Origin of the sequence: Antrihabitans stalactiti (assembly GCF_012932915.1) — a bacterium.
Taxonomy (GTDB): domain Bacteria; phylum Actinomycetota; class Actinomycetes; order Mycobacteriales; family Mycobacteriaceae; genus Antrihabitans; species Antrihabitans stalactiti.
Genome location: NZ_VCQU01000004.1, coordinates 128,397 through 149,568, shown reverse-complemented (window position 1 = coordinate 149,568; position 21,172 = coordinate 128,397). Strand labels below are relative to the sequence as shown.

Genomic DNA, 21,172 nt, shown 5'->3' with positions numbered 1-21,172 from the left:
AAAGTGATGGCGACTGCCTTCAATTAGGTGCCTGCTCGTCTCGTTTGTCAAGATGGGACCGTGACGGCGAAATCGCAGACTTGGGGTGGCAGAACGGCGGCGCAGCGGCAAGCCGAGCGTCGCGCGCGCCTCCTCGAGGCCGCTGCCGAAATATGGGACGAGGGTGGCTGGGCATCGGTAACCATGCGCGGCGTGTGCGCTCGGTCGGGTTTGATCGACCGCTACTTCTACGAAAGCTTCGCCGACCGAGACGCACTCCTCGCGGCCGTATGGGATCAGGTCCGCGACGACATGACCGCGGCGTTGTCGACTGCGCTGACCGCCGATCCGGATGGTGATCCGCTCGAAGTACTGCGCCAAGCAGTGACGAGCGTGGTTTTCGGCGTCGCGCTCGATCCACCCAGAGCGCAAATTCTGTTCGGCGATCATGCCGGAAGTGCCGTGCTTGAACGTCGCCGCCGCGACCTGCTGATCACCGTGACCGACGTCGTCGTGGCTGGAGCGACGGGCCGCCTCCGGTCGGGCATCGATGAAACCAAGTTTCGTCGGAGCGTGTTGATCGCGGTCGGCGGTGTCCTGGAGCTAGTGACAGCGTGGCGTTTCGGGGTCTTCGAAGCCGAGGCCGCCGAAATCATCGACGATATCGTCGGATTCGGTGCCATCCTCGGCGCGTATTACCTGCCGGAGGGTGGCACGGCAGACACGTAGTGTCGATTTCATGCCTATCGCCACGAATTCGTTTTCACACGTCCGGCTGACTGTCACCGACATCGAGCGGTCGCGCGCGTTCTACGAAGCTCTGTTCGGATGGCCGGTCGCATGGGAGCTTCCCGCCGACGCCGACGATGCGACGCGGGAGAAGTACTGGTTTCTGTTCGGCGGCGTGATTTACAAGGTCGGAGAGTCGCTGCTCGGGTTGCGGCCCGTCGCGTCGGACACGTTCGACGAAAATCGAGTTGGACTCGACCACCTCGCCTTCACCCTTGCCGATCGGTCCGCGCTCGACGCTGCGGCGGCGTTCCTGGACGAGAACGGCATTGCCCACGCCGGCATCAAGGACGCCGGCGCGATGTACATCTTGGAATTTCGGGATCCCGACAACATTGCCTTGGAATTGGTGGTGCTGAAATAGCTACTGCCCCAACCCCTTGTGAGTCTTTTTGGAGTCCCTGGACTCCAAAAAGACTCACGAGGGTCAGCGGGGCGGAAGGCGCGGTGCGTGCGGCGTCGGTAAGGGCAGTCCGACGTCGAAGGCTGCGCGCATGTTCTCCGCACTTCCCGTGATGATCGACCCGACTCGAAGGTCGCCGTGCGCTTGACGGTATCGGCCACGGTCGATGTTGACCGAGCTTCCGTTGCTCCCCGCTCGCAGGGTGACGTGGCGGCGGCCCGACAACGAGTATGTGAGTGCGACGTCGAAGCGATCGGATTCCGGCGTCAGTGCGCGGACCACCTGATAGGTGTGCGGAGCGAGGTACGCGGTCGGCGCCGTGATCCATTTGCCCTTCGACTTGGTGGTGCCGACCAGCACGAGGATCTCGTCGGTGTGGTTGGTGATGGTGATCGCAATCGACTTGCCGCGGACGGGTGTGGCGGTATCGGTGGGGCGAAGGTGCGTGATCGTGGCAGTCATGGCGAAAGTTCCTGTCTGAGTGCGATTTTCGGGTTCGGCCGGTTGTGTTCCGGCCATGAGATAACTATCCCTCGATCGCGACTCCGCGTCTGTCCACCCACCGGCCACACCTGATGTCCCCCGATCGGGGGACACGGCGCGTCAGAGGTTGCCGACTACGTGCTCCATTCGCGCGGCGACGTGTTGCTGCGCCTTCTCCCACAGCGCCGGAATGTGGCTGCTCGGCCACAAGCCTTCCGCCGGTTGGTAATCGCGGAGGATCTGCTTGGCCAGCGTGACCTTGTGGACCTCGGTCGGTCCGTCGGCGATTCCCATCACTTCGGCGTACAGCATCATCTGCGCGAACGGCATCTCCTCCGAGACGCCGAGCGCGCCGTGCAGGTGGAGCGCGCGTTGCGCGACATCGTGCATCACCTTGGGCATCGCGACCTTGATGGCGGCGATGTCTTTACGGACCTTCAGGTAGTCGTTGTAGCGGTCGATCCGCCACGCGGTCCGCAGCACGAGCAGCCGGAACTGCTCCATCTCGATCCAGCTGTCCGCAATCCGCTCTTGTGTCATCTGCAACGAACCGAGCGTCCCCGTACGGACCTGACGTGAGACCGCCCGCTCGCACATCATGTCGAATGCCTTCTGCACCAACGCGACTGTGCGCATCGCGTGGTGCACGCGACCACCACCCAGGCGGGTCTGGGCGACGACGAAGGCGCCGCCCTCAGGTCCGAGCAGGTGGTCTGCAGGAACCCGAACGTCGGTGTAGCGGACGTACCCCTCGTGCTCGCTGAACCCATGGACCGTCACATTGCGGACAATCTCCAGGCCAGGCGTCCCCGCGGGGACGATGAACATCGACATGCCTTGGTACGCGCTGGCTTCGGGGTTCGTCACGGCCATCACGATGAAGAACTCGGCGAACGCGGCGACGGAGTTGAACCACTTCTCGCCGTTGATCACCCACGAATCACCATCGCGCACGGCGCGAGTGGTGAACAGCGTCGGGTCCGAACCTGCTTGCGGTTCGGTCATCGAGTAGCAGGAGCCGATATCGCCGTCGAGCAGCGGCTGCAGATAACGGGCCTTCTGTTCTGCAGTGCCGTAGTGCGCGAGGATCTCGCTGTTGCCGGAGTCCGGCGCCTGACAGCCGAAAATCGACGGCGCCCACAATGACCGGCCGAGCACCTCGTTGAGCAATCCGAGCTTGAGCTGCCCGAACCCTTGACCGCCCAACTCCGGACCGAGGTGGCAGGCCCACAGTCCATGGTCCTTGACGGCCTGTTTGAGCGGTGCGGTGAACTCCATCGCCGCTTTGTCGCTGCGGTCGTATGGATTGGCGAACACGTAATCCAGCGGTTCGACCTCAGTGCGGACGAATTCGTCGGCCCAGTCGAGCAACACTTGAAATTCCGGGTCGGTCTCGAAATCCCATGCCATGGAACACTCCTCAATTTCGTGTGGTGATCCCGTCGAAAACCATGGCGGCGATCATGTGGGCAATCTCGGTCGGTGTGCTCGAACCGCCGGGGCGGTACCAAAACCACACCATGTTCACCAAGCCGAGCAGGCTGTTGGTGATCACGTGGTCGTTCGTACGGAAATCGCCTGTAGCGCAACCGTCGTCGAGTACCTGTTGCCACTGCTGCTGGACCCGATCGCGCAGTTCCTGTAGTTGCGCAGCACTGCCGCCGGTGAGCGCACCGGAGTCTTTGATCTGGATTCCGACCTCGCGCTGATACTTGACGATCAGTGTGACGTGGCTGCGGATCAGGTTGTGCAACTTGGTGGTCGGGTCGTCGTCGGTTGCCGATACCGCCTCGGCTTCGGCGAGGAGAACATTCGTGTAGTCGCGCAAAATCCCCCAGAGCAAGTCCTCCTTGGACTTGATGTGGTAATACAACGCGCCACGCTGCACATCGGCGCGGGTCCCGATCTCTGCAACGCCTGTTCCGTGAAATCCTTTGGTGGCGAACAGCTCTGTCGCTGCTTCGATGATTCGGTCGCGAGTGTCAGCCGAATCCTGTGCCGGTGGCCGACCGCGTCGGGGTTGTGTCATCAGTCAGGCCGAAGGGTCGAGGACGATCTTGCTGACCCCGTCTTCCCGGCCGGCGAACATGGCGTACGCGCGCTCGCCGTCCGATAGTGGGAGCCGATGGGAGACAACGGCTTCAGGATTCAGCCGGCCTGCCGCAGTCAAAGCCAGCAATGCCGGGAGCTCGTACTGAATCGAGCACAGCCCGATTGTGAACTCCAACTCCTTGACCTGGGCAAGCGGCATGTTGAACGAGTACTTGGTGTTCTGGCTGACGCCGATGACGCCGACCCTGCCACCCCGCCTGACCGCGCTGGTGGCGAGGCTGATCGTTGCGTCCGCCCCGACCGCTTCGATGGCAACATCGGCGCCGAGTCCGCCTGTCACGGAGCGGATGTGAGTCTTCGGGTCGTCGCCGTCCATGGGTTCGGCACCCATCTCTGCGGCACGGTCGCGTCGTTGCGCCACCAGGTCGACGCCGAGGACGCGGGCGGCTCCCATTGCGAACGCCGATTGGACTGCCATCAAGCCGACCGGACCGAGTCCGATCACCGCGACGGTCTCACCCGGTTGGATACGCGCGCGTCGCGCCCCGTACCACGCGGTCGCGGCGTTGTCCGCCAACACAACTCCCGCTTCGTCGGAAATCGAGTCGGGAAGGTGCGCGAGGTTGCCGTCTGCCCGGGGGACAGCGAGGAATTCGGCCTGTCCGCCTTGTAGTTTCGAGCTCAGACCGTAGCAGGCGTCGAGGGGGCTCGTGAGATTCTCACAGCGCGAGACCTGGCCGGACCAACATGCCGGGCACCCCGCGCAGCCCACCGACGCGGCGACGAGAACCCGATCGCCGACCGCGAACCGTCGCACCGCAGAGCCGACTTCGACGACCTCGCCGACCGCTTCGTGGCCGACGCAGAAGCCGAGGTCCGGGCTGAAGCCGTGACCGCCGTAGATGTGCAGGTCGCTGCCGCAGATCCCCGCCGACGTCACCCGAACGAGAGCCCCACGGTCGTCGACGAGCGTCGGATCCGGCATGTCGCGGTACCGGATCGCCTGCGGACCTTCGTACAGGAGCGCCTTCATCGCCATCCGCCGTCGAGTCGCAGGATCGTTCCCGTGCAATATGCCGACGCGTCGGTCGCGAAATACATTGCGGCGCCGACGATGTCTTCCGCTTCGCCGACTCGGCCGAGAGCGAGTTGTCGGCCGAGGAACTCGCGGGCATTCTCGGGCCACGCAGCGGCGATGTCGGTGGCGAACGGTCCGCACTGGATCGCATTGCACCGCACCTTCGGACCGAACGCGTGCGCAACCCCTTCGGTCAAGGCGTTCAGACCGGCTTTGGCGGCACCGTAGGGAACGGCGTTGGTGTCGGGTCGAATCGCGGCAATCGAGCTGATGTTGATGATGGACCCGCCGTCACCCGCTGCCATACGACTGCCGATCAGCGACGAAAGGCGAAACGGCCCTTTGAGATTGACGCCGATGACCTTGTCGAACAACGCCTCGCTGACCTGGTCCAGGCTCGGGTACAAGGGGGAGAGTCCGGCGTTGTTGACGAGAACGTCGACCTTTCCGAATTCGGCGTAGGCGGTCTCGACCAACGCGTCGCATTGCGACCAATCGCTGACGTTGCATGCCACTGGAAGGGCGCGTCGGCCGTATTCCTCGCGGATTTCCTCCGCCAGCTCTTCACACGCCTCGACCTTGCGGCTCGCGATTACGACATCGGCTCCGGCCTGCGCGAACGCACGGACCATTGCCTTCCCGAGCCCACGACTGCCACCGGTTACCACGGCCACTTTGCCGTTCATAGCACCTCCGAATGTATCGGTCGGTACATTAAATGACGCGCGCGGTGTTGTCCAGGGGTGTCGCGCGATCGCTACGCGAGGCGCTGCGCAAAGGCGAGCGTCGCGGCCGACGTCGTGACGTCGACTGTATAGACGCGGACCGAGACCGCGGCGGGAGAGATGTCGAGAACCATGAAGCCGAGGCTAGAGAAGTTCTGGTAGAGCGCGGGATTGGTGATGCGCGATTGACCGCCGACCGTTTTGGCGGCGGCCCCGCTCACGATCTGGTGGGCACCGCCCGTGGCTGCAGTCGGCGCGAGGACCTGTTGCGAATGGTCGTGACCGGCAAGAAGGAACTGGGCACGCCCGATGACCTCCTGGTCGAACAGCTCTTTGACGAAGGTGCCGTTCGCGTGGGGGAGGAGGCCAGGAACGCCGTCGTAGGCGCCTGCGCTCCCGTGTGGCCCGTTGGCGATGTACGGGAAGTGGTTGCACACGAATTTCCACCGCGCAGTCGAGGCGGATAGACCGTCGCGCAGCCACTTTCGTTGTTCTGTCATGTACTGACCGTTCGGCGCCCAATAGCCGAGCAACTGGGGAATGTAGGCGCACAAAGGATTCAGGTCGAGCACGAAGAACTCTGCGATGGGGCTCGCCGCAGGTAGCGCGACCGAGTAGTACCGCGACGGCATCCACCAGCGTGGCGAGCGGGCGTGATACCCGACTTCGTTGTTACCTCGCTCCAGCCAACTGCCGTCGCCAGGGAGGATCAGCGTGTTGTCATGGTTGCCGAGCGCCATCAGCCACGGCACGTCCAGCCCAGCGTTGGGGACCTCGAACTTGGTGGCGAACTCGTCGTCGTCGGGGGATTCGGGGCCGTCTTCGTAGATGTTGTCGCCGAGACCGATTGCGAGTGAGAGCGGCTCGTCGGCGAACAGTTTTCGTGCCGCGGTCGCGACAGCAAGCTGGCCAGCCTCGCCGGTTCCGGCATCGCCGGTGACGAGAACGGTCAAGTTCTGGCCGCTCGGGAACGGGAATTTCGTTGAGGCTCGGGCTGGTGCGCCGCCGGGGACCAAGGTGGCGCCGAGGGCTGCGGCCGCCGCCAGCGATCCGCCGAGCAGGGTGCGTCGAGTGATCACGGTCATCGCGAATGCCTCACGCGAATATCTTGCCTTCTCCGCGGTAGGTCGGCAGGGATTCCACGATGCGACCGTCCTCGACGAAGTGCAATACGTCTGCGTGTTCGCACAGTTCGCCGGCCTTGGTGTGTCGGAACCAGACTCGGTCCCCGATGGCGAGGTCGGCGGCACCCGGACCTTGGAGCGGAGTCTGCACCTCGCCAGCACCCTCGGCGGCGATGAGGCCGAGGCCTTCGGGCCACGCCGGGGTCGGCAATCGATCGGGTCCGGCCGCCCCCGACGCTATCCAGCCACCGCCGAGAACCGTGGCGATTTCGGGAGTAGGCCGCCGGACAACCGAGAGAACGAAGAATGCAGCAGGCAACGGCTTGAAATGGCGATAGGTATCGAACAACGCCGGACCGTACAGCCCCGAGCCGGCGCCGAGTTCGGTGACTGCAGTCTCGGCGGACGTCGTCTCCAATGTTCCTGTCCCGCCGCCGTTCACGAACTCCAGCGGAGCGATTGCCCGAACCGCGTCGACGACGGCGGCGCGACGGTCGCGCAGTTCGCTCCCCGAAACGTGTTGCATCGCTCGAATTGCCAGCCGTCGCAACAACGGTCCGGGAGCGTCGTCGCCGACGCCGGCGATCTGCGCCTCGTAGCACATCAGTCCGACGAGCCGAAACTCTTTACGGGACACTATTTCCCGTGTGAGGGCAGCCGCCTGGTCAGGTGTGTGCAGCGGCGAACGTCGAGCGCCGATATGCACGCGGCCGTCCAGGTATTCCAAGGACGCGTCCAGATCGAGACACAGCCGCAACGGAGTTCCATCGGTTCCGACTGTGGCAGTGAGGAAGTCGAGGTGGGCGATCGAATCGACCATGATGGTGACCTTCGCCGCGAGGTGTGCATCGCTCGCCAACTGCCGCAATGCGTCTGTATCGACGGTGGGGTAAGCGACGAGAACATCGTCGAAGTCGTCGGCCAGCCAGATGGCCTCCGGGAGGGTGAAGGCCAGAATTCCTTGGTAGCCGTCCATTTTCAGGACCGATCGCATGATCTCGCGGCACCGGACCGACTTGCTGGCGAGCCTGATCGGCGTACCGTTCGCGCGCCGAACCATGTCGTCCGCATTGGTCAGCAGCGCAGCGCGGTCGATGACGGCGAACGGAGGCTGCAGGTGTGCGGTCGCGTTCTGCAGCCCGACGAAGTCCGGGCTCATTTGTCGCCGCTCGATACGGGCTCGCCGAGGACGCGGTTCAAGTAGGCGTTGGTGAAGACGCCGTGCGGATCGAGTTCGTCACGCAGACCGACGAATTCGTCGAACCTCGGGTAGCGGGTGCGCAGCGTGGCGGCGTCGAGCGTGTGCATCTTCCCCCAATGTGGTCGTGCGTCGACTCCGGCGAATATCGCTTCCACCGAAGCGAAGTAAGACTCGTACGGCATGCGGTGATACTGGTGGAACGCGATGTAGCAGCTGGTCCGCCCCGAGGTCGGGGCGAGCGTAATGTCGTCCGCGGCAACGAAACGCACTTCGAGCGGGAACGAGATCTTCTCGTCCGTGTGGTCGGCGAAGTGCTCGATCTCGCGTAGTACGGACACTGCCTTCGCGCGGTCGAAGGCGAATTCACCTTCGTTGAAACGCACGTCGCGTCGGGACGCCAGCGCGAGGTGTGACTCGTCGACGAAATCGCTACTGCCCATGAGGCGCGCCCCCAACCGCGTGATCGCAGGGACGAGCCTCGGCTGCCTGGTCCCCACGCGCAGTAGTCCCTCGAACACTGTGTTCGCGCTGAACTCGTCGAGCCTCCGACGAGTGGCACCTAGCTGTCGGAGCGGCGTCGTCGCGGGAAGTCTGGTGCAGCGCCGAGTGAGTGCCGTCTTGGAGTGGGGGAACCAGAAGAACTCGAAGTGATCGTTCCCATCGACCAGGTCGTCGAGTTGATCGAGCACGTCCGCCAACGGCATCGCTTCTTCGACGACGTGCAAGGCGAAACTCGGAACACATTGCAACGTAATCGATGTCACGATTCCCAGAGCGCCGAGGCCTACACGAGCCGCGGCGAACAGTTCAGGGCGCTCGGTCGCCGAACACGTCACGATCGACCCATCGGCCAGCACGATCTCGAGCGCGCGAATTTGCGTGGAGATGCTCCCGAGGCCGACGCCGGTGCCGTGCGTTCCCGTCGCGGTCGCGCCGCTGATCGTCTGCCTGTCGATATCGCCGAGGTTCTCCATCGCCAAACCAAGTTGGGCGAGCGCGGGATTCAGCTCGTACAGCGGAGTGCCCGCGGCGACGGTGACAAGTCCGGTGTCGGTGTCGCTGTAGAGGATGCCGGTCAATCGATCGAGGCGAAGCAGGACCCCGTCGGGCAGTCCGATCTCGGAGAACGAATGCCCGCTGCCTGCGGCTTTTACTCGCAACCCCGCCGATGCCGCGGTCTTGACTGCGGTCGCCACCGCGTCGACGTCGGCTGGATGCTCGACGCGAACCGGATTGGCAGCAAGTCGCCCGCTCCAGTTCCGCCAAGGCTGCGAGGTCATCGATGGTCCTTACGTCGACGTCGGTGTCTCTCCACAGTCCTACGGAATCGCCGCAAAGGGAAACATCGTGTCGATCTGTTACCTACAATCATCAGTTGTGGATGTCTCCACCCGGAAGCTTCGCTACTTTGTCGCCGTTGCAGACGAGCTGAACTTCAGCCGCGCAGCGGCGCGGCTTTTCGTCGCTCAGCAGGCCGTGTCGAAGCAGATACGCGAACTCGAAGACGACGTCGGCGCGCAATTGCTTACGAGGACAACGCGATCGGTCGGTCTTACGCCAGCAGGCGTAGTTTTTCTTTCGACGGCGCGTGAGGCACTTGCGACGATCGATGCTGGAGTGGACGCCGCACGGCGAGTCGCGCAGGGTGACGTCGGGATTCTGCGGTTGGGCTTCCTCGTCGGCGGGGCGATGGAATTGATGGAACCGATCGTGACCGCGTTCGGCGCCACGAATCCCGGCATTCACATCCAACTACGGGAGTTCGGCTTCGACGATCCGTCCGCAGGGTTGGCCGACGGATCGTCCGACGTTGCCATCCTGCGGCCGCCGCTCTCGGCCGCCGACATCGAACTCGAACCACTATTCGTCGAGCCGTTGGTGGTCGGCATGGCGGCGAGTCACCGGCTTGCGCAACGTGAATCGGTGTCGGTCCGCGAATTGCTCGCCGAGCCGCTCGTAGTCGCGAGGACGCCCGATGAGCTGTGGCGACGGATGTGGACGTTGGAGGACTACCGCGGCGGAACTCGCGCTCCCGTCGTCGCGCTCACGAGTTCGCACACCGAAGAGCTCGCGTTGGTGGCCTCGGGTGTCGGCGCGACCGTGACAGTCGCTGCAGCGAGCAGATATACGCCGCAGTTCGGTGTTCGATACATTCCGATCGACGACGTGGCGGGATCGGTCGTAGCGATCGGCTGGGCGAAAAGCAAGCGAACGCCGCTGGTCGAGCGCTTTGTCAAGACCGTGTTCGAGGTTCGGGACCGGGAAACCGACCTCGTCGCGGCGATCGAGCACCCGTTCGAGGACCGACAGAACAAGAGGGCCAGATCATGACAGCGAGTCGACTGCCACAGATCGTGACCGCATTGGCGATCGGCGCGACTCTCAGCGCCGGGTCGGTCCCTGCAGCGTCTGCCGCACCGGCTTACACCGAGTACGTCGCCCTGGGTGACTCGTACTCGGCGGATGCGACGTTGACGCAGATCACGACCCAGTTCGTGCCCGAGGGATGTGTACAAAGCTCGCGGGATTACCCGAAGCAAGTCGCTGCTGCGTTGAACGTGCCGGTCTTCCGCGATGCGACTTGCTCGTCGGCGAAGACTGTCGACATGGTGGGTTCGCAAAGCCCTCTTGTGGGGCCGCCGAACCCGCCCCAGTTCGATCGGCTTACTCCGACAACGGATTTGGTGACGGTTGGCATCGGTGGTAACGACATCGACCTGATGTCTGCGGCGCTGCGTTGCGGCAGCCCGACCGCGTTCGGCTCACCATGCAAGGACAGATGGACGATCAACGGGGTCGACAAGATCTCGGTGAACATCGCCAATGCCCAAGCCAAGATTGTCGGGACGCTCGACGGAGTCCGCGAACGGTCGCCTCGGGCTCGAATCTTGTTGGTGAACTTCATGGCCGGCGTGACGCCTGGCGTCAGCTGCTATCCGATGGTCCCGATTGCGGACGGCGACGCTCTATGGCTCGCGGACAAGCTGATCGAACTGAATGCCATGTTGGCGAGCGCTGCGTCCCAGGTGGGCGTCGAGCTCGTCGATACCTATTCGGGAAGCCTCGGCCACGATGCGTGCCAGCCTCCTGGCGTTCGGTGGGTCGAGGGGCTGATCCCGTTTTCTGCCGATCCGCCAGGTCTGGCGGTCCCGCTGCATCCGAATCAACTCGGCGCAGACTTTCAAGCGCGGTCGGTGCTGGCTGCTGTGAACGACTGATCAGCGTCGACGGTTGAAGCAGCTCGACTTGGCTTCGTGGATCTGCTCGTGCGTGAGGGGGTAGCTCGGCAACTCACCGCGCGGTGTGCAGTCGGCGCGTAGGCCGTCGCACACAACCGCGAAATAGCGGCGCCACGCGTCTGGGTTCACGTTCCGGGAGAAGTCGGCAATCGCGTCGACCATGTGGATGAGCGCATAGAAATCGCCCGGCTCGGCGTCCGGACGCAGTGCGCCCGCGCTGCGAGCGCGATCGATCAACTTCTCGACGGCTGGCTGCATCCGTTCGCGCATCGTCGCGACGCGGTCGCGCCCGTCGTCGAGGCCCATGATCACTTCGCCGAGACCGCGGTTGGCAGCCATATTGCGGCACGCGAACTCGAAATATGCAACGAGACCTTCCCAGGGGTCGGGATTGGCCAAGGCGCATTCGGCCTGTTCAGCCATGGTTTCGACGTGCTGCTCGAAGACCCCGTCGATCAGTTCCTGCTTGTTCGCGAACCTCCGGTACACGGTCCCGACGCCAACGCCCGCGTGCTCTGCCACGTCGTCCAACGTGATGTCGAGACCGCGAGTCGCAAACAGTTCTCGCGCAGCAGCGATGATGCGCCGCTGATTTCGGGCAGCGTCGGCGCGCAGAGGACGGGGAGCGGTGGCGGTTGACGAGGTGGTCGTGACGGGGTTCACAAGCCCATTCTAGCAAGGTTTCCGAATAAGTGGAGACATCTTCTCCGTTACCGTGCTACGGTCTTTCTTAACCGGAGGAGATACCTCCGATTTAGACTTCGAGGTAAATATGACCACCGCAACAATCGAAGCCGAGACGCCGCCCGCAACGTCTCTCGCGAGCCGGCGCGGATCGCACGCCGCTCGTTGGTGGGTGCTCGGCGTACTCGGACTGTCCCAACTCATGGTTGTGCTCGACGCGACAGTCGTGAACATCGCGCTGCCCGCAGCCCAGCATTCCCTCGGCTTCTCCGACGCGAACCGGCAGTGGGTAGTGACTGCGTACGCGCTCGCATTCGGCAGCCTCTTGCTGCTCGGTGGCAGGCTCAGCGACCTCTTCGGCCGCCGCACGATGTTCCTCACCGGACTCGCCGGCTTCGCCGTTGCCTCTGCAGTCGGCGGCGCGGCAACGAGCTTCGAAATGCTGGTCATCGCACGCGCAGGCCAGGGTGTGTTCGGCGCGATGCTCGCACCGGCCGCATTGTCGCTGTTGACTGTCACCTTCACCGAACCACGTGAACGCGCAAAGGCTTTCGGCATCTTCGGTGCCATCGCCGGCGCAGGCGGCGCGATCGGTATGTTGCTCGGTGGCATGCTGACCGAATGGGCGTCCTGGCGCTGGGCGATGTACGTGAACCTGATCTTCGCGGCCGTCGCGATCGTCGGTGCTTCGCTGCTGCTGGCTAAGCATGTGTCGGGTAACCGGCCGAAGCTCGACTTGCCGGGTACGTTCACCGTCACCGGCGCACTGTTCAGCATCGTGTACGGCTTCTCGCAGGCCGAATCGCAAGGCTGGGGCGACTATTCGACCATCGGCTGGCTGACTGTCGGCGTCGTGTTGCTAGCCGTGTTCGTCACCATCCAACGGCGCGTTGCCAACCCACTGCTGCCGCTGCGAATCGTCTTGGACCGCACCCGCGGTGCGTCCTACCTCGCAGTCTTCGTGGTCGGGGCCGGCATGTTCGCGGTCTTCCTCTTCCTGACGTATTACCTGCAGCTGATCCTGGGCTTCTCGCCGATCATGACCGGCCTCGCGTTCCTGCCGATGGTTGCCGCAATGGTGCTTTCGTCGGTGACGTCTTCGCAGATCTTCTTGCCGAAGATCGGTGCGCGAGTGCTGATGACCACCGGAATGATCGTCGGCGCCGCCGGTATGGCGTTCCTGACTCAGATCGACGTCGACAGCACTTACGCGCTGCACATCCTGCCCGGACTGCTCCTGATGGGCCTGGGTTTGGGTGCCTCGATGGCGACGGCGTTCCAAGGCGCTACCTCCCGGGTCGAGCACGAAGACGCCGGTGTGGCCTCCGCAATGGTCAACACGATGCAGCAGGTCGGCGGATCGATCGGTACGGCATTGCTTTCCACGATCGCAGCGACTGCATCGACCAATTTCCTTGCAGGCAAGGCGTTGTCGCCTGACACGGCCGCACACGCCGCAGTCGCGAGCTACACAGCCACCTTCTGGTGGGCGACGGGAATCTTTCTGATCGGCGCGGTCATCTCCGCGGTGTTGCTACGCAACGAAGTTCCGGCGCCGAGTGAGGGTGAACTGGTCCTCGCAGTGCACTGAGCGTCAACCCCTGGTGAGTCTTTCCGGAGTCCCTGAACTTCGGAAAGGCTCACTTTGTGGTTTACTCGTTGCGGGGAGATTCACATTCGCAATGGGGGAGTACGAAAATGTTGAAGAAATCTGCTGTATTTGCGCTGGCCGGAATCGCTGCGTCGGCGGCGATCAGCGTCGTCTCGGCACCACGGGCGGCGGCGGACGCGAACGGCTGCACCTGGTCCAAAGGTGGTGTGCTCGCACACAATTGCATCAACGTCCGGGGGAGCGGAACTTACGTCGAGAGCGTTGCGTCGCAGTTCTACTTCGGTCAACCTGCGTCGATTGCGACCGACAACGTGTGCGACCGGCAGCACGAAATCGCCTACACCCCGCAGGGTGGGCAGCGGATGGTCCAATCGGTCAACCTGACCGGCTGCCTTGCCGCCGCGGTGGTCTACACCGGTGGTGACTATGCGGTCGTCAATTACGGCCGAAACTTCGAGGCGAACAGCACGGTCTGCACGCGGGCGAAGAATTCGGCGACCACCGACTGGACCGAGTGGGCGTGCGAAACCATCGAAGGCTGAACGTCTTTCGTCAAGGCCTGGGAGTGCGGACTACGACTCTTCGATCGTCCGCACCATCATTTCGACCCAGGTCTTGACGAAGTCTTCGTCGCTCACGTCGGTGGGCGTGACGGAGAACAGCGTCGGGATAAGTCGCGCGGACAGCAACGCTCCGAGCCCGACGACGGCGATTCTTTCGGCCCGTTCGCGCGTCAGATTCGCTTCGTCGACCAGCCAACCCGCAAAACCGGAGTAGCTTCGTCGAACCAGTTCCTCGACGCCACCGTCGAGAACGTGTGGCCGCGATCGCGACTCGGTAGCGAGGATGCGAAGCAGAGTCTGCTCGTTGTCCATTTCCGACAGCACGTACCGAGCCATCAGCATCAGTTCGGCGCGGAGGTCGCCTAGGCCCGCCATCAACTTCGTGATGTCGCGCAGTGCGAGCAGTCGATCGAGATGGCGCGCCAGCCCAGCTTCGAGCAACGACTCCTTGGTCCTGAAGTGGTGGTAGATACCGCCTGCGCCTGGCGTCAGTCCGGCTGCAGTCTCGATCTGCGTAATGCTCGTGCCGCGGAACCCGTTCTCGCTGAACAGTTCCATGGCTGCGTCGAGGATGCGATCTCGAGTGAGGGTTGCCGTGGCCATGGTCTAAGTGAACACTGAGCCTCGCGAAGGGTCAACCAGAGAGGTTGACGGCGCAGCGAACTAAGTGTTCACTGAGGTGATCAAAGCGGCACTTCAATAGGGGTCACAGTGGCGGATCAGCGAAAGTCCCACATCTCGAGTGGAAGCCGGGTCGGTCGCGCGGCGCCACTCGTCGGGCTTGCCGGCCGGACCGCGGGGGAGGCGGTCGTCTCGTCGCTGCGTCGCAGAACAGGTCGGGCCGAGCGGTCGGGGCGGCAGGAACGAAATGCGCAGCGCTACGCCGACCGGCTTGGTCAGTCCAAAGGCGTCTTGATGAAGGCCGGCCAGATTCTGTCCTTCACCACCTTCGGGCCAGCCGTTCCTGGCTCGAGTCAGTCCGTCTACCAGCGCGCGCTCGCCCGGCTGCAGGACAGCGCGCCGCCGATGCCGTACTCCGACGTCGTGGCAGTCATCGAAGCCGAGTTGGGTGGGCCACCTGAGCAGGTCTTCGCAGAATTCGACCGAGAGCCCCTCGGTGCAGCGTCGATCGGCCAGGTTCACGCAGGCAGACTGCACGACGGGCGGCGCGTCGCCGTCAAAGTTCAGTACCCGGGTGTGGCGAAAGCGATTCGCGCCGACCTCGACAACGCCGAGCTACTGGCGACCTTCCTCCAAGTGCTCAAAGGCATGGCGCCCAACTCGATCGGATTCGACGTTCGCTCGATCGCTGCCGAGGTATCCGAGCGAATCGGCGAGGAAATCGACTACCTCGTCGAGGCGAAGAATCAAGCGGAATTCGCCGACCACTACCGAGGGCACCCGTTCATCCGCGTGCCCGAGGTCTGTTCGGAGTACACCACCAGTCGCGTTCTGACGATGGAACTTGTTGAGGGTAAGCGGTTTTCGGAAGCAATCGAAGCCGACATCGCGCTCCGCGATAGGTGGGGCGAAGCAATATTTCGTTTTGCGATCGGTAGCGTGCGTCGATTGCTGCTCTTCCACGCGGACCCGCACCCGGGCAACTATCTATTCCACGACGATGGCAGCGTGACCTTTCTCGACTTCGGTTGCATCAAGCGCTTGGATGCGGTCCGCGTCGGTGATATGAAGGCGTCGGTGTCGGCAGCGGTCGACCGCGACGGCGATGAACTCGCGAAAGTCATGCGCCGCATGGGCTTCCTGTCGCCGAGCGCCGAGCCGGATCGGCAGCAGCTGCTCGACTGGTATCGGCGAGGCATGGAATCGTTGACCGAACCGCAGCCTTACACCTGCTCGGCATCCACCGCAGGAGAGGCGGTGGCGGTCAAGTTCTCGCCGATCGGTCCGTATCGCGATGTGCTGAGCACGCTTTCACCTGATCCGCAGTACACGATGATGGTCCGTATCGACGTAGGCATGAACTCGGTGCTCGGCGCCCTCCGCGCGACCGCGCCGTGGGAAGCCATCCGATCCGAGTGGGACCGCGGCGGTCCGGCGGCAACGCCGATGGGTGAGCGGGACATGGCGTTCTGGGGGGCGTCGCTATGAATGGCGAACACATTAGTCGCGTCGGTCGAGCGGCGTCGCTAGTCGGTCTGGCGGGAAGGACGGCAGGCGAGGCGGTAGCGACACCCATGGGCGAGGCCGCGGCGGCCTGGGAGCGGCGATATGAATGCGTATGAGCCACCACGGACAGGCAGGGTCCGCCGCGTCGCGCCGCTGGTCGGCCTGGCCGGCCGGACCGCAGGTGAGGCGGTCGTGGAGTCGCTGCGGCGCAGGCGAAGTGGGGGAGACTCGGCCGAATTTCACGCGCGCACAGCGGAGCGATGCCGAGCGTCTTGGGCACTCCAAGGGGGTGCTGATGAAGGCTGGGCAGATTCTGTCGTTCTCGGCGCTCTCCGGTGACGGTGAGACGCAACCGCTGTTCCAGCGTGCGCTGCAGATGGGTGAACTGGAAGCAGCCTTTTGGAGGGCAGAAGTGTGACGACACCGATAGCAGTGACCAGCCCGGTGGAGCGGGATGAAGAGAGTGGCGCATTCATCGTGTCCGGGTTCGACGAGGTCGCGGCGGTGGTGCGGAGTCTGTCGTGGAGCAGCGATCCTCGGCGAAATTCATTGGCGCCAGCGGAGATGCAGCAGTTGCCGTCTACGATCGTCCTCTTCATGGATCCGCCGGACCACACGCGGCTACGTCGGCTGGTCAGCCCCGCATTCACACCCAGGGCTATCGAACGGTTGCGGCCACGCATCCGCGCAGTGGTCGACGCTGCGTTGAGCGGTCTCGATGACGACATCGAGTTGATGTCGGACTTCGCCTACGTCGTGCCCCTTGCGGTGATCGCCGAATTGCTCGATGTGGGAGCCGAAGGCGCGGAGATGTTTCAGGATCTGACGCCAGACCTGGTCCGGATGCTCGAATTCGATTCCACTGCAGAAGATCTCGAAGCCAGCATCGATGCATCGATGGATCTCATGATGTGGTTGACACCGATCATCGCCGACCGTAAACAGCATCCGGGGGACGACTTCATCTCCTCCATGCTCGAAGGCGGCCTGACCGTCGACGAGGTCATCTCGATGTGTGTCTTGCTGCTCGCTGCGGGACACGAAACCACTGCGAATGTGATCGGCAACGGAACTCTTGCGGTGCTTCGTAATCCGGACCAGCGTGCGCATCTGCTGACCGATCCTGCGCGGGCCGTCGAAGAGTTGCTCCGCATGGAGGGCCCGATCAAGGTTGCAGGGCGAACCGCGGTCGAAGACGTCGAGTTGGCCGGCGTACACATTCCTGCCGGCAGCTTCGCGCTGCTCGCGCTGGACCGCGCCAACGTCGATCCGCGCCGATTCGACGATCCGCTACGGCTCGACTTGTCCCGTGAACCACAGGGGCACTTGGCATTCGGCGGTGGTCCGCACTTCTGCCTCGGTGCAGCGCTGGCACGATTGGAGGCCATCGAGGCGTTGACCGGGCTCTTCACGAGATTCCCGGATCTCCGGCTTGCCGAGCGGGACGCTGTCTGGCGTGACTCGACCACCTTCCACGCATTGAACGAATTGCACCTGCGCTCGCACGCGTGAGGTGTGAGCAGGCATGCTGTCGGTGTGGAAGTTCTGCCGATGTTTCCGCTCGGCACCGTGCTGTTGCCGGGCGAGCGCCTGCCGCTGCAGGTGTTCGAGCCCCGATACATCGCCATGGTCGACAACTGCATTCTCGATGACGACCCGAGGTTCGGCGTCGTCCTGATTTCGCGTGGCCACGAAGTGGGCGGCGACGATGTACGGACCGATGTCGGCACCATCGCGCGCATCGCGTCGTGTGTGCCGATACCAGGCAACCGGTTCGGACTGTTGTGCGTCGGCGAGGACAGGGTGCGGGTCAGTCGCTGGCTACCCGACGACCCCTATCCACGAGCGGAGGTCGAGGTGTGGCCGGACGAGTTCGATGGTGACGATGCGGTCCCACTGGCGCGCGTGCTCGATGCCATTACCCAACTCGATCTCGTCTGGCGTGAATTGGCCGAGCAGTCGGGCAAGTCGGTTCCCGAATTCAACGAACCTGAACTCCCGGACGATCCGTCCACACGGTCGTTCGTGCTCTCCGCCGGCCTTCCTATCGGCGAAACCGATCGCCAGCGTGTGCTGAGTGCGCCCGGTCCAGCCCAGCGATTGACGGCGCTCGCGGAGTCGCTCGACGATGTCGTCGCCGCGTTACGGTTTCGATTGCAGTGATTGGCGATTCGACGCCGAACCACTCCTGTGGCAATTCGTCCTGGTTAGGATGAGTGGCGCGGTGGGGGCTCGCGTCCGGCTCGGCGCGGAGTAGGAGGACGCACTGTGAAGAAGGACGATCTGCCCGTCCTCGGCGTGATTGCCGTCGGTGGAGGGATCGGCGCTCTTGCGCGGTATGCGATCGGTGTCTGGATTCCGCACAAGCCTGGCCATGTCCCTTGGTCGACCCTGTTGATCAACTCGCTCGGTTGCTTCTTGATCGGGATCTTGATGGTCCTCATCACCGAGGTCTGGGCGGCGCATCGGCTGCTGCGTCCATTCCTCGGAATCGGGTTTCTGGGCGGCTTCACCACGTTCTCGACCTTCACGGTCGAGGTGCGCGGGCTGTTCGAGTCCGGCGTTCACCTGACCGCATTTTTGTATTTTGTCGGTACCCCGATTGCTGCAGTCTCGGCGGTGCTGCTTGGCGTCCTGTGTACAAGGACGGCGAGTGGGATCTCGACTCGAGGAGCTGGAGATGCATAGTACGACGTCGTTGCGCTTATCGATCTTGCTCGGACAAGACGACATGTGGCACCACAAGCCGCGGTACCAAGAAATCGTCAAACGGGCACGTGATTCCGGGCTGGCGGGCGCGAGCGTATGGCGCGGTGTCGAAGGCTATGGGGCGTCGTCGCGAATCCATACGACGCGGCTGCTCGACCTCGCTGAGTCGCTTCCCGTACTGGTCGTGATCATCGACGACGAGCAGCGGATCCGCGCGTTCACCAGTGACATCGCCGAGCTTCTCACCGAGGCGACCGTGACACTCGACGAAGTCGAGCATCTGCACTTCGGATCCGAGGTCGCCGAGTGACTGCGCTGCTCGTGCTGCTCGGTGGAATGGTGGGAGCACCTGTCCGCTATTCGATCGACCGCGCGGTGCAGTCGCGTCATGACAGTCTGATGCCATGGGGAACGCTGACCGTCAACATTGTGGGTTCGGCGATCCTTGGGGGACTGGTGGGCGCGAACGCCGGCAGCCCGGTCGCGGCTCTTATCGGAACGGGTTTCTGTGGCGCACTGACGACTTACAGCACCTTCGGCTACGAAACCTGGCGGCTGATCGAGGGCGGGAGCTACCTTTATGCCCTCGCCAATGTCGCCGTGAGTCTAGTTGCCGGTGTCGGTGCTGCGATCTCGGGTTCCGCCGCGACGCAGTGGGTCCTAGCGTGATCGAATACGAAGCGAATATGCCGCAATCCGTGCCCGGGGGCAGTGAAGCGGCGGAGAACGTAACCGCAGAGGAGACACATGGTGGCCCACGATCGAGCCGGTAAGCCGGCGCGGCCGGAGGACCTGGAGGACTTGGCGCACCTGGTGACCGCCTTCTACAGCCGTGTCCCCGACCCTTCGGATCCCGCGCAGCAGGTGGTCTTCGGCACGTCGGGTCATCGGGGGTCGAGTCTGGATTGCGCGTTCAACGAATCGCACATCCTTGCCATCACCCAGGCCATCGCTGAGTACCGCGCTAGCCACGACATCACCGGCCCACTCTTTCTCGGCAGAGATACGCACGCACTTTCCGAACCGGCTTGGACGACCGCGCTGGAGGTCCTCGCCGCTAACGGTGTGACGATCGCGATCGACTCGCGCGACGGCTACACACCCACGCCTGCGGTGAGCCATGCAATCCTTCGCTTCAACAGTTCGGGTGCGATGGCGCAGGCCGACGGCATCGTCGTCACGCCGTCGCACAATCCACCCCGCGACGGCGGCTTCAAGTACAACCCACCGCACGGTGGCCCCGCCGATTCGAAGGTGACCGACGCCATCGCGGCGCGGGCCAACGAGTTGATGCGCAACGGCCTGGAGGGCGTCAAGCGCGTCACCGTCGGGCAGGCCCTGAGCACCTCCGTCGAGCGCTACGACTACCTCGACATCTACGTCGCCGATCTGCCCAACGTGCTCAACCTCGACGCGATCCGCGGCGCCGGAATCAGCATCGGCGCAGACCCTTTGGGTGGGGCGAGTGTGCACTACTGGGGCGAGATCGGCGATCGGCACGACCTCGACCTGACCGTCGTCAATCCCACCGTCGACGCGACATTTCGTTTCATGATGCTCGACACCGACGGCAAGATCCGGATGGATTGCTCGTCGCCGAACGCGATGGCCTCGCTCATCGCGGCGAAGAACGCCTACGACATTTCGACGGGGAACGACGCCGACGCCGATCGCCACGGCATCGTCACACCCGACGGCGGATTGATGAATCCGAACCACTTTCTCGCCGTCGCGATCGACTACCTCGTCGCGAACAGAATCGGCTGGGACGCCTTGACCAAGGTGGGAAAGACGGTCGTCACGTCGTCGATGATCGACCGCGTCGTGTCGGTCCTCGGCAGGGAGCTGTACGAGGTGCCCGTCGGCTTCAAGTGGTTCGTGCCGGGCCTCTTCAACGGGACGCTCGCATTCGGCGGTGAAGAGAGCGCGGGAGCCTCTTTCCTGCGCATGGACGGCGGAGTGTGGTCCACCGACAAAGATGGGATCGTCCTTGCGCTACTCGCTTCGGAGATCGCAGCCGTGACTGGGCAGAGTCCGTCATCGCGCTACTCCGAACTCGAGAAGCGCTACGGCAGTCCGGCGTATGCGCGCATCGACGCCGCGGCGACGAGCGCGCAGAAAGCGGTCCTGGCGGACCTGTCGGCCGAGCAGGTCACTGCGACCGAGTTGGCCGGCGAGAAGATCACCGCGACGCTGACGAAGGCGCCTGGTAACGGCGCAGCAATCGGCGGTCTGAAGGTGACGACTGACAGTGCGTGGTTCGCGGCGCGACCCTCGGGCACCGAGGACAAGTACAAGATCTACGCCGAGTCCTTCAAAGGGCCGGACCATCTGAAGCTCGTGCAGGATGCTGCGCAGGAGTTGGTAGGGGAAGCGCTGCGCGCCCGTGCGTGAGTCTGTCCCC

The 21,172-nt window shown here is 63.7% G+C and carries 24 protein-coding genes; 14 read left to right on the top strand and 10 right to left on the bottom strand.

Going from position 1 to position 21,172, the window contains the following annotated elements:
* Nucleotides 1–60: 60 nt before the first annotated feature.
* The gene (locus FGL95_RS13000; protein ID WP_169587373.1) at nucleotides 61–708 is read left to right on the top strand and encodes a TetR family transcriptional regulator; all 648 of its coding nucleotides are present in this window, start codon (nucleotides 61–63) and stop codon (nucleotides 706–708) included.
* A gap of 10 nt (nucleotides 709–718) precedes the next feature.
* On the top strand, nucleotides 719–1,132 hold the full coding sequence (locus FGL95_RS12995) for a VOC family protein (RefSeq protein ID WP_169587371.1): 414 nt from the start codon (nucleotides 719–721) through the stop codon (nucleotides 1,130–1,132).
* A gap of 63 nt (nucleotides 1,133–1,195) precedes the next feature.
* Here FGL95_RS12995 and FGL95_RS12990 read toward each other — a convergent pair whose 3' ends face one another.
* From FGL95_RS12990 to FGL95_RS12955, 8 genes are all read right to left on the bottom strand, one after another.
* Nucleotides 1,196–1,633: a hypothetical protein gene (locus tag FGL95_RS12990; RefSeq protein ID WP_169587369.1), complete on the bottom strand. Its 438-nt coding sequence runs from the start codon at nucleotides 1,631–1,633 to the stop codon at nucleotides 1,196–1,198.
* A gap of 141 nt (nucleotides 1,634–1,774) precedes the next feature.
* A complete protein-coding gene (locus tag FGL95_RS12985; protein WP_169587367.1) occupies nucleotides 1,775–3,064 on the bottom strand; it encodes an acyl-CoA dehydrogenase family protein in 1,290 nt (429 codons plus the stop codon).
* A gap of 10 nt (nucleotides 3,065–3,074) precedes the next feature.
* On the bottom strand, nucleotides 3,075–3,683 hold the full coding sequence (locus FGL95_RS12980; protein WP_169587365.1) for a TetR/AcrR family transcriptional regulator: 609 nt from the start codon (nucleotides 3,681–3,683) through the stop codon (nucleotides 3,075–3,077).
* Nucleotides 3,684–3,686: 3 nt separating this feature from the next.
* Nucleotides 3,687–4,739, bottom strand: a complete 1,053-nt coding sequence (locus FGL95_RS12975; protein WP_169587363.1) for an alcohol dehydrogenase catalytic domain-containing protein — start codon at nucleotides 4,737–4,739, stop codon at nucleotides 3,687–3,689.
* Nucleotides 4,736–5,470 (bottom strand): SDR family NAD(P)-dependent oxidoreductase, encoded by a 735-nt coding sequence (locus FGL95_RS12970; RefSeq protein ID WP_169587361.1) that lies wholly within the window; start codon nucleotides 5,468–5,470, stop codon nucleotides 4,736–4,738. Before FGL95_RS12970 ends, FGL95_RS12975 begins: the two co-directional genes overlap by 4 nt.
* A 71-nt stretch (nucleotides 5,471–5,541) precedes the next feature.
* Nucleotides 5,542–6,594: a metallophosphoesterase gene (locus tag FGL95_RS12965; RefSeq protein ID WP_169587359.1), complete on the bottom strand. Its 1,053-nt coding sequence runs from the start codon at nucleotides 6,592–6,594 to the stop codon at nucleotides 5,542–5,544.
* 10 nt (nucleotides 6,595–6,604) lie between these two features.
* A complete protein-coding gene (locus FGL95_RS12960) occupies nucleotides 6,605–7,792 on the bottom strand; it encodes an amino acid deaminase/aldolase (RefSeq protein WP_169587358.1) in 1,188 nt (395 codons plus the stop codon).
* Complete coding sequence (locus tag FGL95_RS12955) at nucleotides 7,789–9,114, bottom strand: D-arabinono-1,4-lactone oxidase (protein ID WP_169587356.1); 1,326 nt, start codon at nucleotides 9,112–9,114, stop codon at nucleotides 7,789–7,791. The genes FGL95_RS12960 and FGL95_RS12955 overlap by 4 nt, the downstream gene beginning before the upstream one ends.
* Before the next feature lie 97 nt (nucleotides 9,115–9,211).
* Here FGL95_RS12955 and FGL95_RS12950 point away from each other — a divergent pair, with 97 nt between their 5' ends.
* Both FGL95_RS12950 and FGL95_RS12945 read left to right on the top strand, forming a co-directional pair.
* Entirely contained in the window at nucleotides 9,212–10,165 is a 954-nt protein-coding gene (locus FGL95_RS12950; RefSeq protein ID WP_169587354.1) for a LysR substrate-binding domain-containing protein, read from the top strand.
* Nucleotides 10,162–11,052 (top strand): SGNH/GDSL hydrolase family protein, encoded by an 891-nt coding sequence (locus FGL95_RS12945; protein WP_169587352.1) that lies wholly within the window; start codon nucleotides 10,162–10,164, stop codon nucleotides 11,050–11,052. Before FGL95_RS12950 ends, FGL95_RS12945 begins: the two co-directional genes overlap by 4 nt.
* Here the strand turns inward: FGL95_RS12945 and FGL95_RS12940 are convergent, their stop codons facing one another.
* Nucleotides 11,053–11,736 (bottom strand): TetR/AcrR family transcriptional regulator, encoded by a 684-nt coding sequence (locus tag FGL95_RS12940; protein WP_338079840.1) that lies wholly within the window; start codon nucleotides 11,734–11,736, stop codon nucleotides 11,053–11,055.
* Between the two features lie 109 nt (nucleotides 11,737–11,845).
* Between FGL95_RS12940 and FGL95_RS12935 the strand changes: the two genes are divergently transcribed.
* Both FGL95_RS12935 and FGL95_RS12930 read left to right on the top strand, forming a co-directional pair.
* Nucleotides 11,846–13,348, top strand: coding sequence for an MFS transporter (locus FGL95_RS12935; protein ID WP_169587350.1), 1,503 nt, complete (start codon nucleotides 11,846–11,848; stop codon nucleotides 13,346–13,348).
* A gap of 107 nt (nucleotides 13,349–13,455) precedes the next feature.
* Nucleotides 13,456–13,911, top strand: coding sequence for a hypothetical protein (locus tag FGL95_RS12930; RefSeq protein WP_169587348.1), 456 nt, complete (start codon nucleotides 13,456–13,458; stop codon nucleotides 13,909–13,911).
* 30 nt (nucleotides 13,912–13,941) lie between these two features.
* On the opposite strand, the gene FGL95_RS12925 is transcribed toward FGL95_RS12930, so the two are convergent.
* Nucleotides 13,942–14,535: a TetR/AcrR family transcriptional regulator gene (locus FGL95_RS12925; protein WP_169587346.1), complete on the bottom strand. Its 594-nt coding sequence runs from the start codon at nucleotides 14,533–14,535 to the stop codon at nucleotides 13,942–13,944.
* A 108-nt stretch (nucleotides 14,536–14,643) separates the two neighbouring features.
* On the opposite strand from FGL95_RS12925, the gene FGL95_RS12920 reads away from it, so the two are divergent.
* The 8 genes from FGL95_RS12920 (at nucleotide 14,644) to pgm (ending at nucleotide 21,162) form a co-directional block, all read left to right on the top strand.
* Nucleotides 14,644–16,041, top strand: a complete 1,398-nt coding sequence (locus tag FGL95_RS12920) for an AarF/UbiB family protein (RefSeq protein WP_169587344.1) — start codon at nucleotides 14,644–14,646, stop codon at nucleotides 16,039–16,041.
* Between the two features lie 130 nt (nucleotides 16,042–16,171).
* A complete protein-coding gene (locus tag FGL95_RS12915) occupies nucleotides 16,172–16,477 on the top strand; it encodes a hypothetical protein (RefSeq protein ID WP_169587342.1) in 306 nt (101 codons plus the stop codon).
* The gene (locus tag FGL95_RS32945; protein WP_169587339.1) at nucleotides 16,474–17,571 is read left to right on the top strand and encodes a cytochrome P450; all 1,098 of its coding nucleotides are present in this window, start codon (nucleotides 16,474–16,476) and stop codon (nucleotides 17,569–17,571) included. Before FGL95_RS12915 ends, FGL95_RS32945 begins: the two co-directional genes overlap by 4 nt.
* A gap of 24 nt (nucleotides 17,572–17,595) precedes the next feature.
* Entirely contained in the window at nucleotides 17,596–18,222 is a 627-nt protein-coding gene (locus FGL95_RS12905; RefSeq protein WP_169587337.1) for an LON peptidase substrate-binding domain-containing protein, read from the top strand.
* A 105-nt stretch (nucleotides 18,223–18,327) separates the two neighbouring features.
* A complete protein-coding gene (gene crcB / locus FGL95_RS12900; protein WP_338079839.1) occupies nucleotides 18,328–18,747 on the top strand; it encodes a fluoride efflux transporter CrcB in 420 nt (139 codons plus the stop codon).
* Nucleotides 18,740–19,078 (top strand): DUF190 domain-containing protein, encoded by a 339-nt coding sequence (locus tag FGL95_RS12895; protein ID WP_169587335.1) that lies wholly within the window; start codon nucleotides 18,740–18,742, stop codon nucleotides 19,076–19,078. The genes crcB and FGL95_RS12895 overlap by 8 nt, the downstream gene beginning before the upstream one ends.
* The gene (locus FGL95_RS12890; protein ID WP_169587333.1) at nucleotides 19,075–19,437 is read left to right on the top strand and encodes a CrcB family protein; all 363 of its coding nucleotides are present in this window, start codon (nucleotides 19,075–19,077) and stop codon (nucleotides 19,435–19,437) included. The genes FGL95_RS12895 and FGL95_RS12890 overlap by 4 nt, the downstream gene beginning before the upstream one ends.
* 81 nt (nucleotides 19,438–19,518) lie before the next feature.
* On the top strand, nucleotides 19,519–21,162 hold the full coding sequence (pgm, locus tag FGL95_RS12885; protein ID WP_169588156.1) for a phosphoglucomutase (alpha-D-glucose-1,6-bisphosphate-dependent): 1,644 nt from the start codon (nucleotides 19,519–19,521) through the stop codon (nucleotides 21,160–21,162).
* Nucleotides 21,163–21,172 lie beyond the last annotated feature (10 nt).

Excerpts from the sequence above, each read along its gene's own strand:
- FGL95_RS12995 (WP_169587371.1), top strand. The coding sequence starts at position 719 with ATGCCTATCGCCACGAATTCGTTTTCACACGTCCGGCTGACTGTCACC.
- FGL95_RS12990 (WP_169587369.1), bottom strand. The coding sequence starts at position 1,633 with ATGACTGCCACGATCACGCACCTTCGCCCCACCGATACCGCCACACCC.
- FGL95_RS12985 (WP_169587367.1), bottom strand. The coding sequence starts at position 3,064 with ATGGCATGGGATTTCGAGACCGACCCGGAATTTCAAGTGTTGCTCGAC.
- FGL95_RS12980 (WP_169587365.1), bottom strand. The coding sequence starts at position 3,683 with ATGACACAACCCCGACGCGGTCGGCCACCGGCACAGGATTCGGCTGAC.
- FGL95_RS12975 (WP_169587363.1), bottom strand. The coding sequence starts at position 4,739 with ATGAAGGCGCTCCTGTACGAAGGTCCGCAGGCGATCCGGTACCGCGAC.
- FGL95_RS12970 (WP_169587361.1), bottom strand. The coding sequence starts at position 5,470 with ATGAACGGCAAAGTGGCCGTGGTAACCGGTGGCAGTCGTGGGCTCGGG.
- FGL95_RS12965 (WP_169587359.1), bottom strand. The coding sequence starts at position 6,594 with ATGACCGTGATCACTCGACGCACCCTGCTCGGCGGATCGCTGGCGGCG.
- FGL95_RS12960 (WP_169587358.1), bottom strand. The coding sequence starts at position 7,792 with ATGAGCCCGGACTTCGTCGGGCTGCAGAACGCGACCGCACACCTGCAG.
- FGL95_RS12955 (WP_169587356.1), bottom strand. The coding sequence starts at position 9,114 with ATGACCTCGCAGCCTTGGCGGAACTGGAGCGGGCGACTTGCTGCCAAT.
- FGL95_RS12945 (WP_169587352.1), top strand. The coding sequence starts at position 10,162 with ATGACAGCGAGTCGACTGCCACAGATCGTGACCGCATTGGCGATCGGC.
- FGL95_RS12935 (WP_169587350.1), top strand. The coding sequence starts at position 11,846 with ATGACCACCGCAACAATCGAAGCCGAGACGCCGCCCGCAACGTCTCTC.
- FGL95_RS12930 (WP_169587348.1), top strand. The coding sequence starts at position 13,456 with ATGTTGAAGAAATCTGCTGTATTTGCGCTGGCCGGAATCGCTGCGTCG.
- FGL95_RS12925 (WP_169587346.1), bottom strand. The coding sequence starts at position 14,535 with ATGGCCACGGCAACCCTCACTCGAGATCGCATCCTCGACGCAGCCATG.
- FGL95_RS12915 (WP_169587342.1), top strand. The coding sequence starts at position 16,172 with ATGAGCCACCACGGACAGGCAGGGTCCGCCGCGTCGCGCCGCTGGTCG.
- FGL95_RS12895 (WP_169587335.1), top strand. The coding sequence starts at position 18,740 with ATGCATAGTACGACGTCGTTGCGCTTATCGATCTTGCTCGGACAAGAC.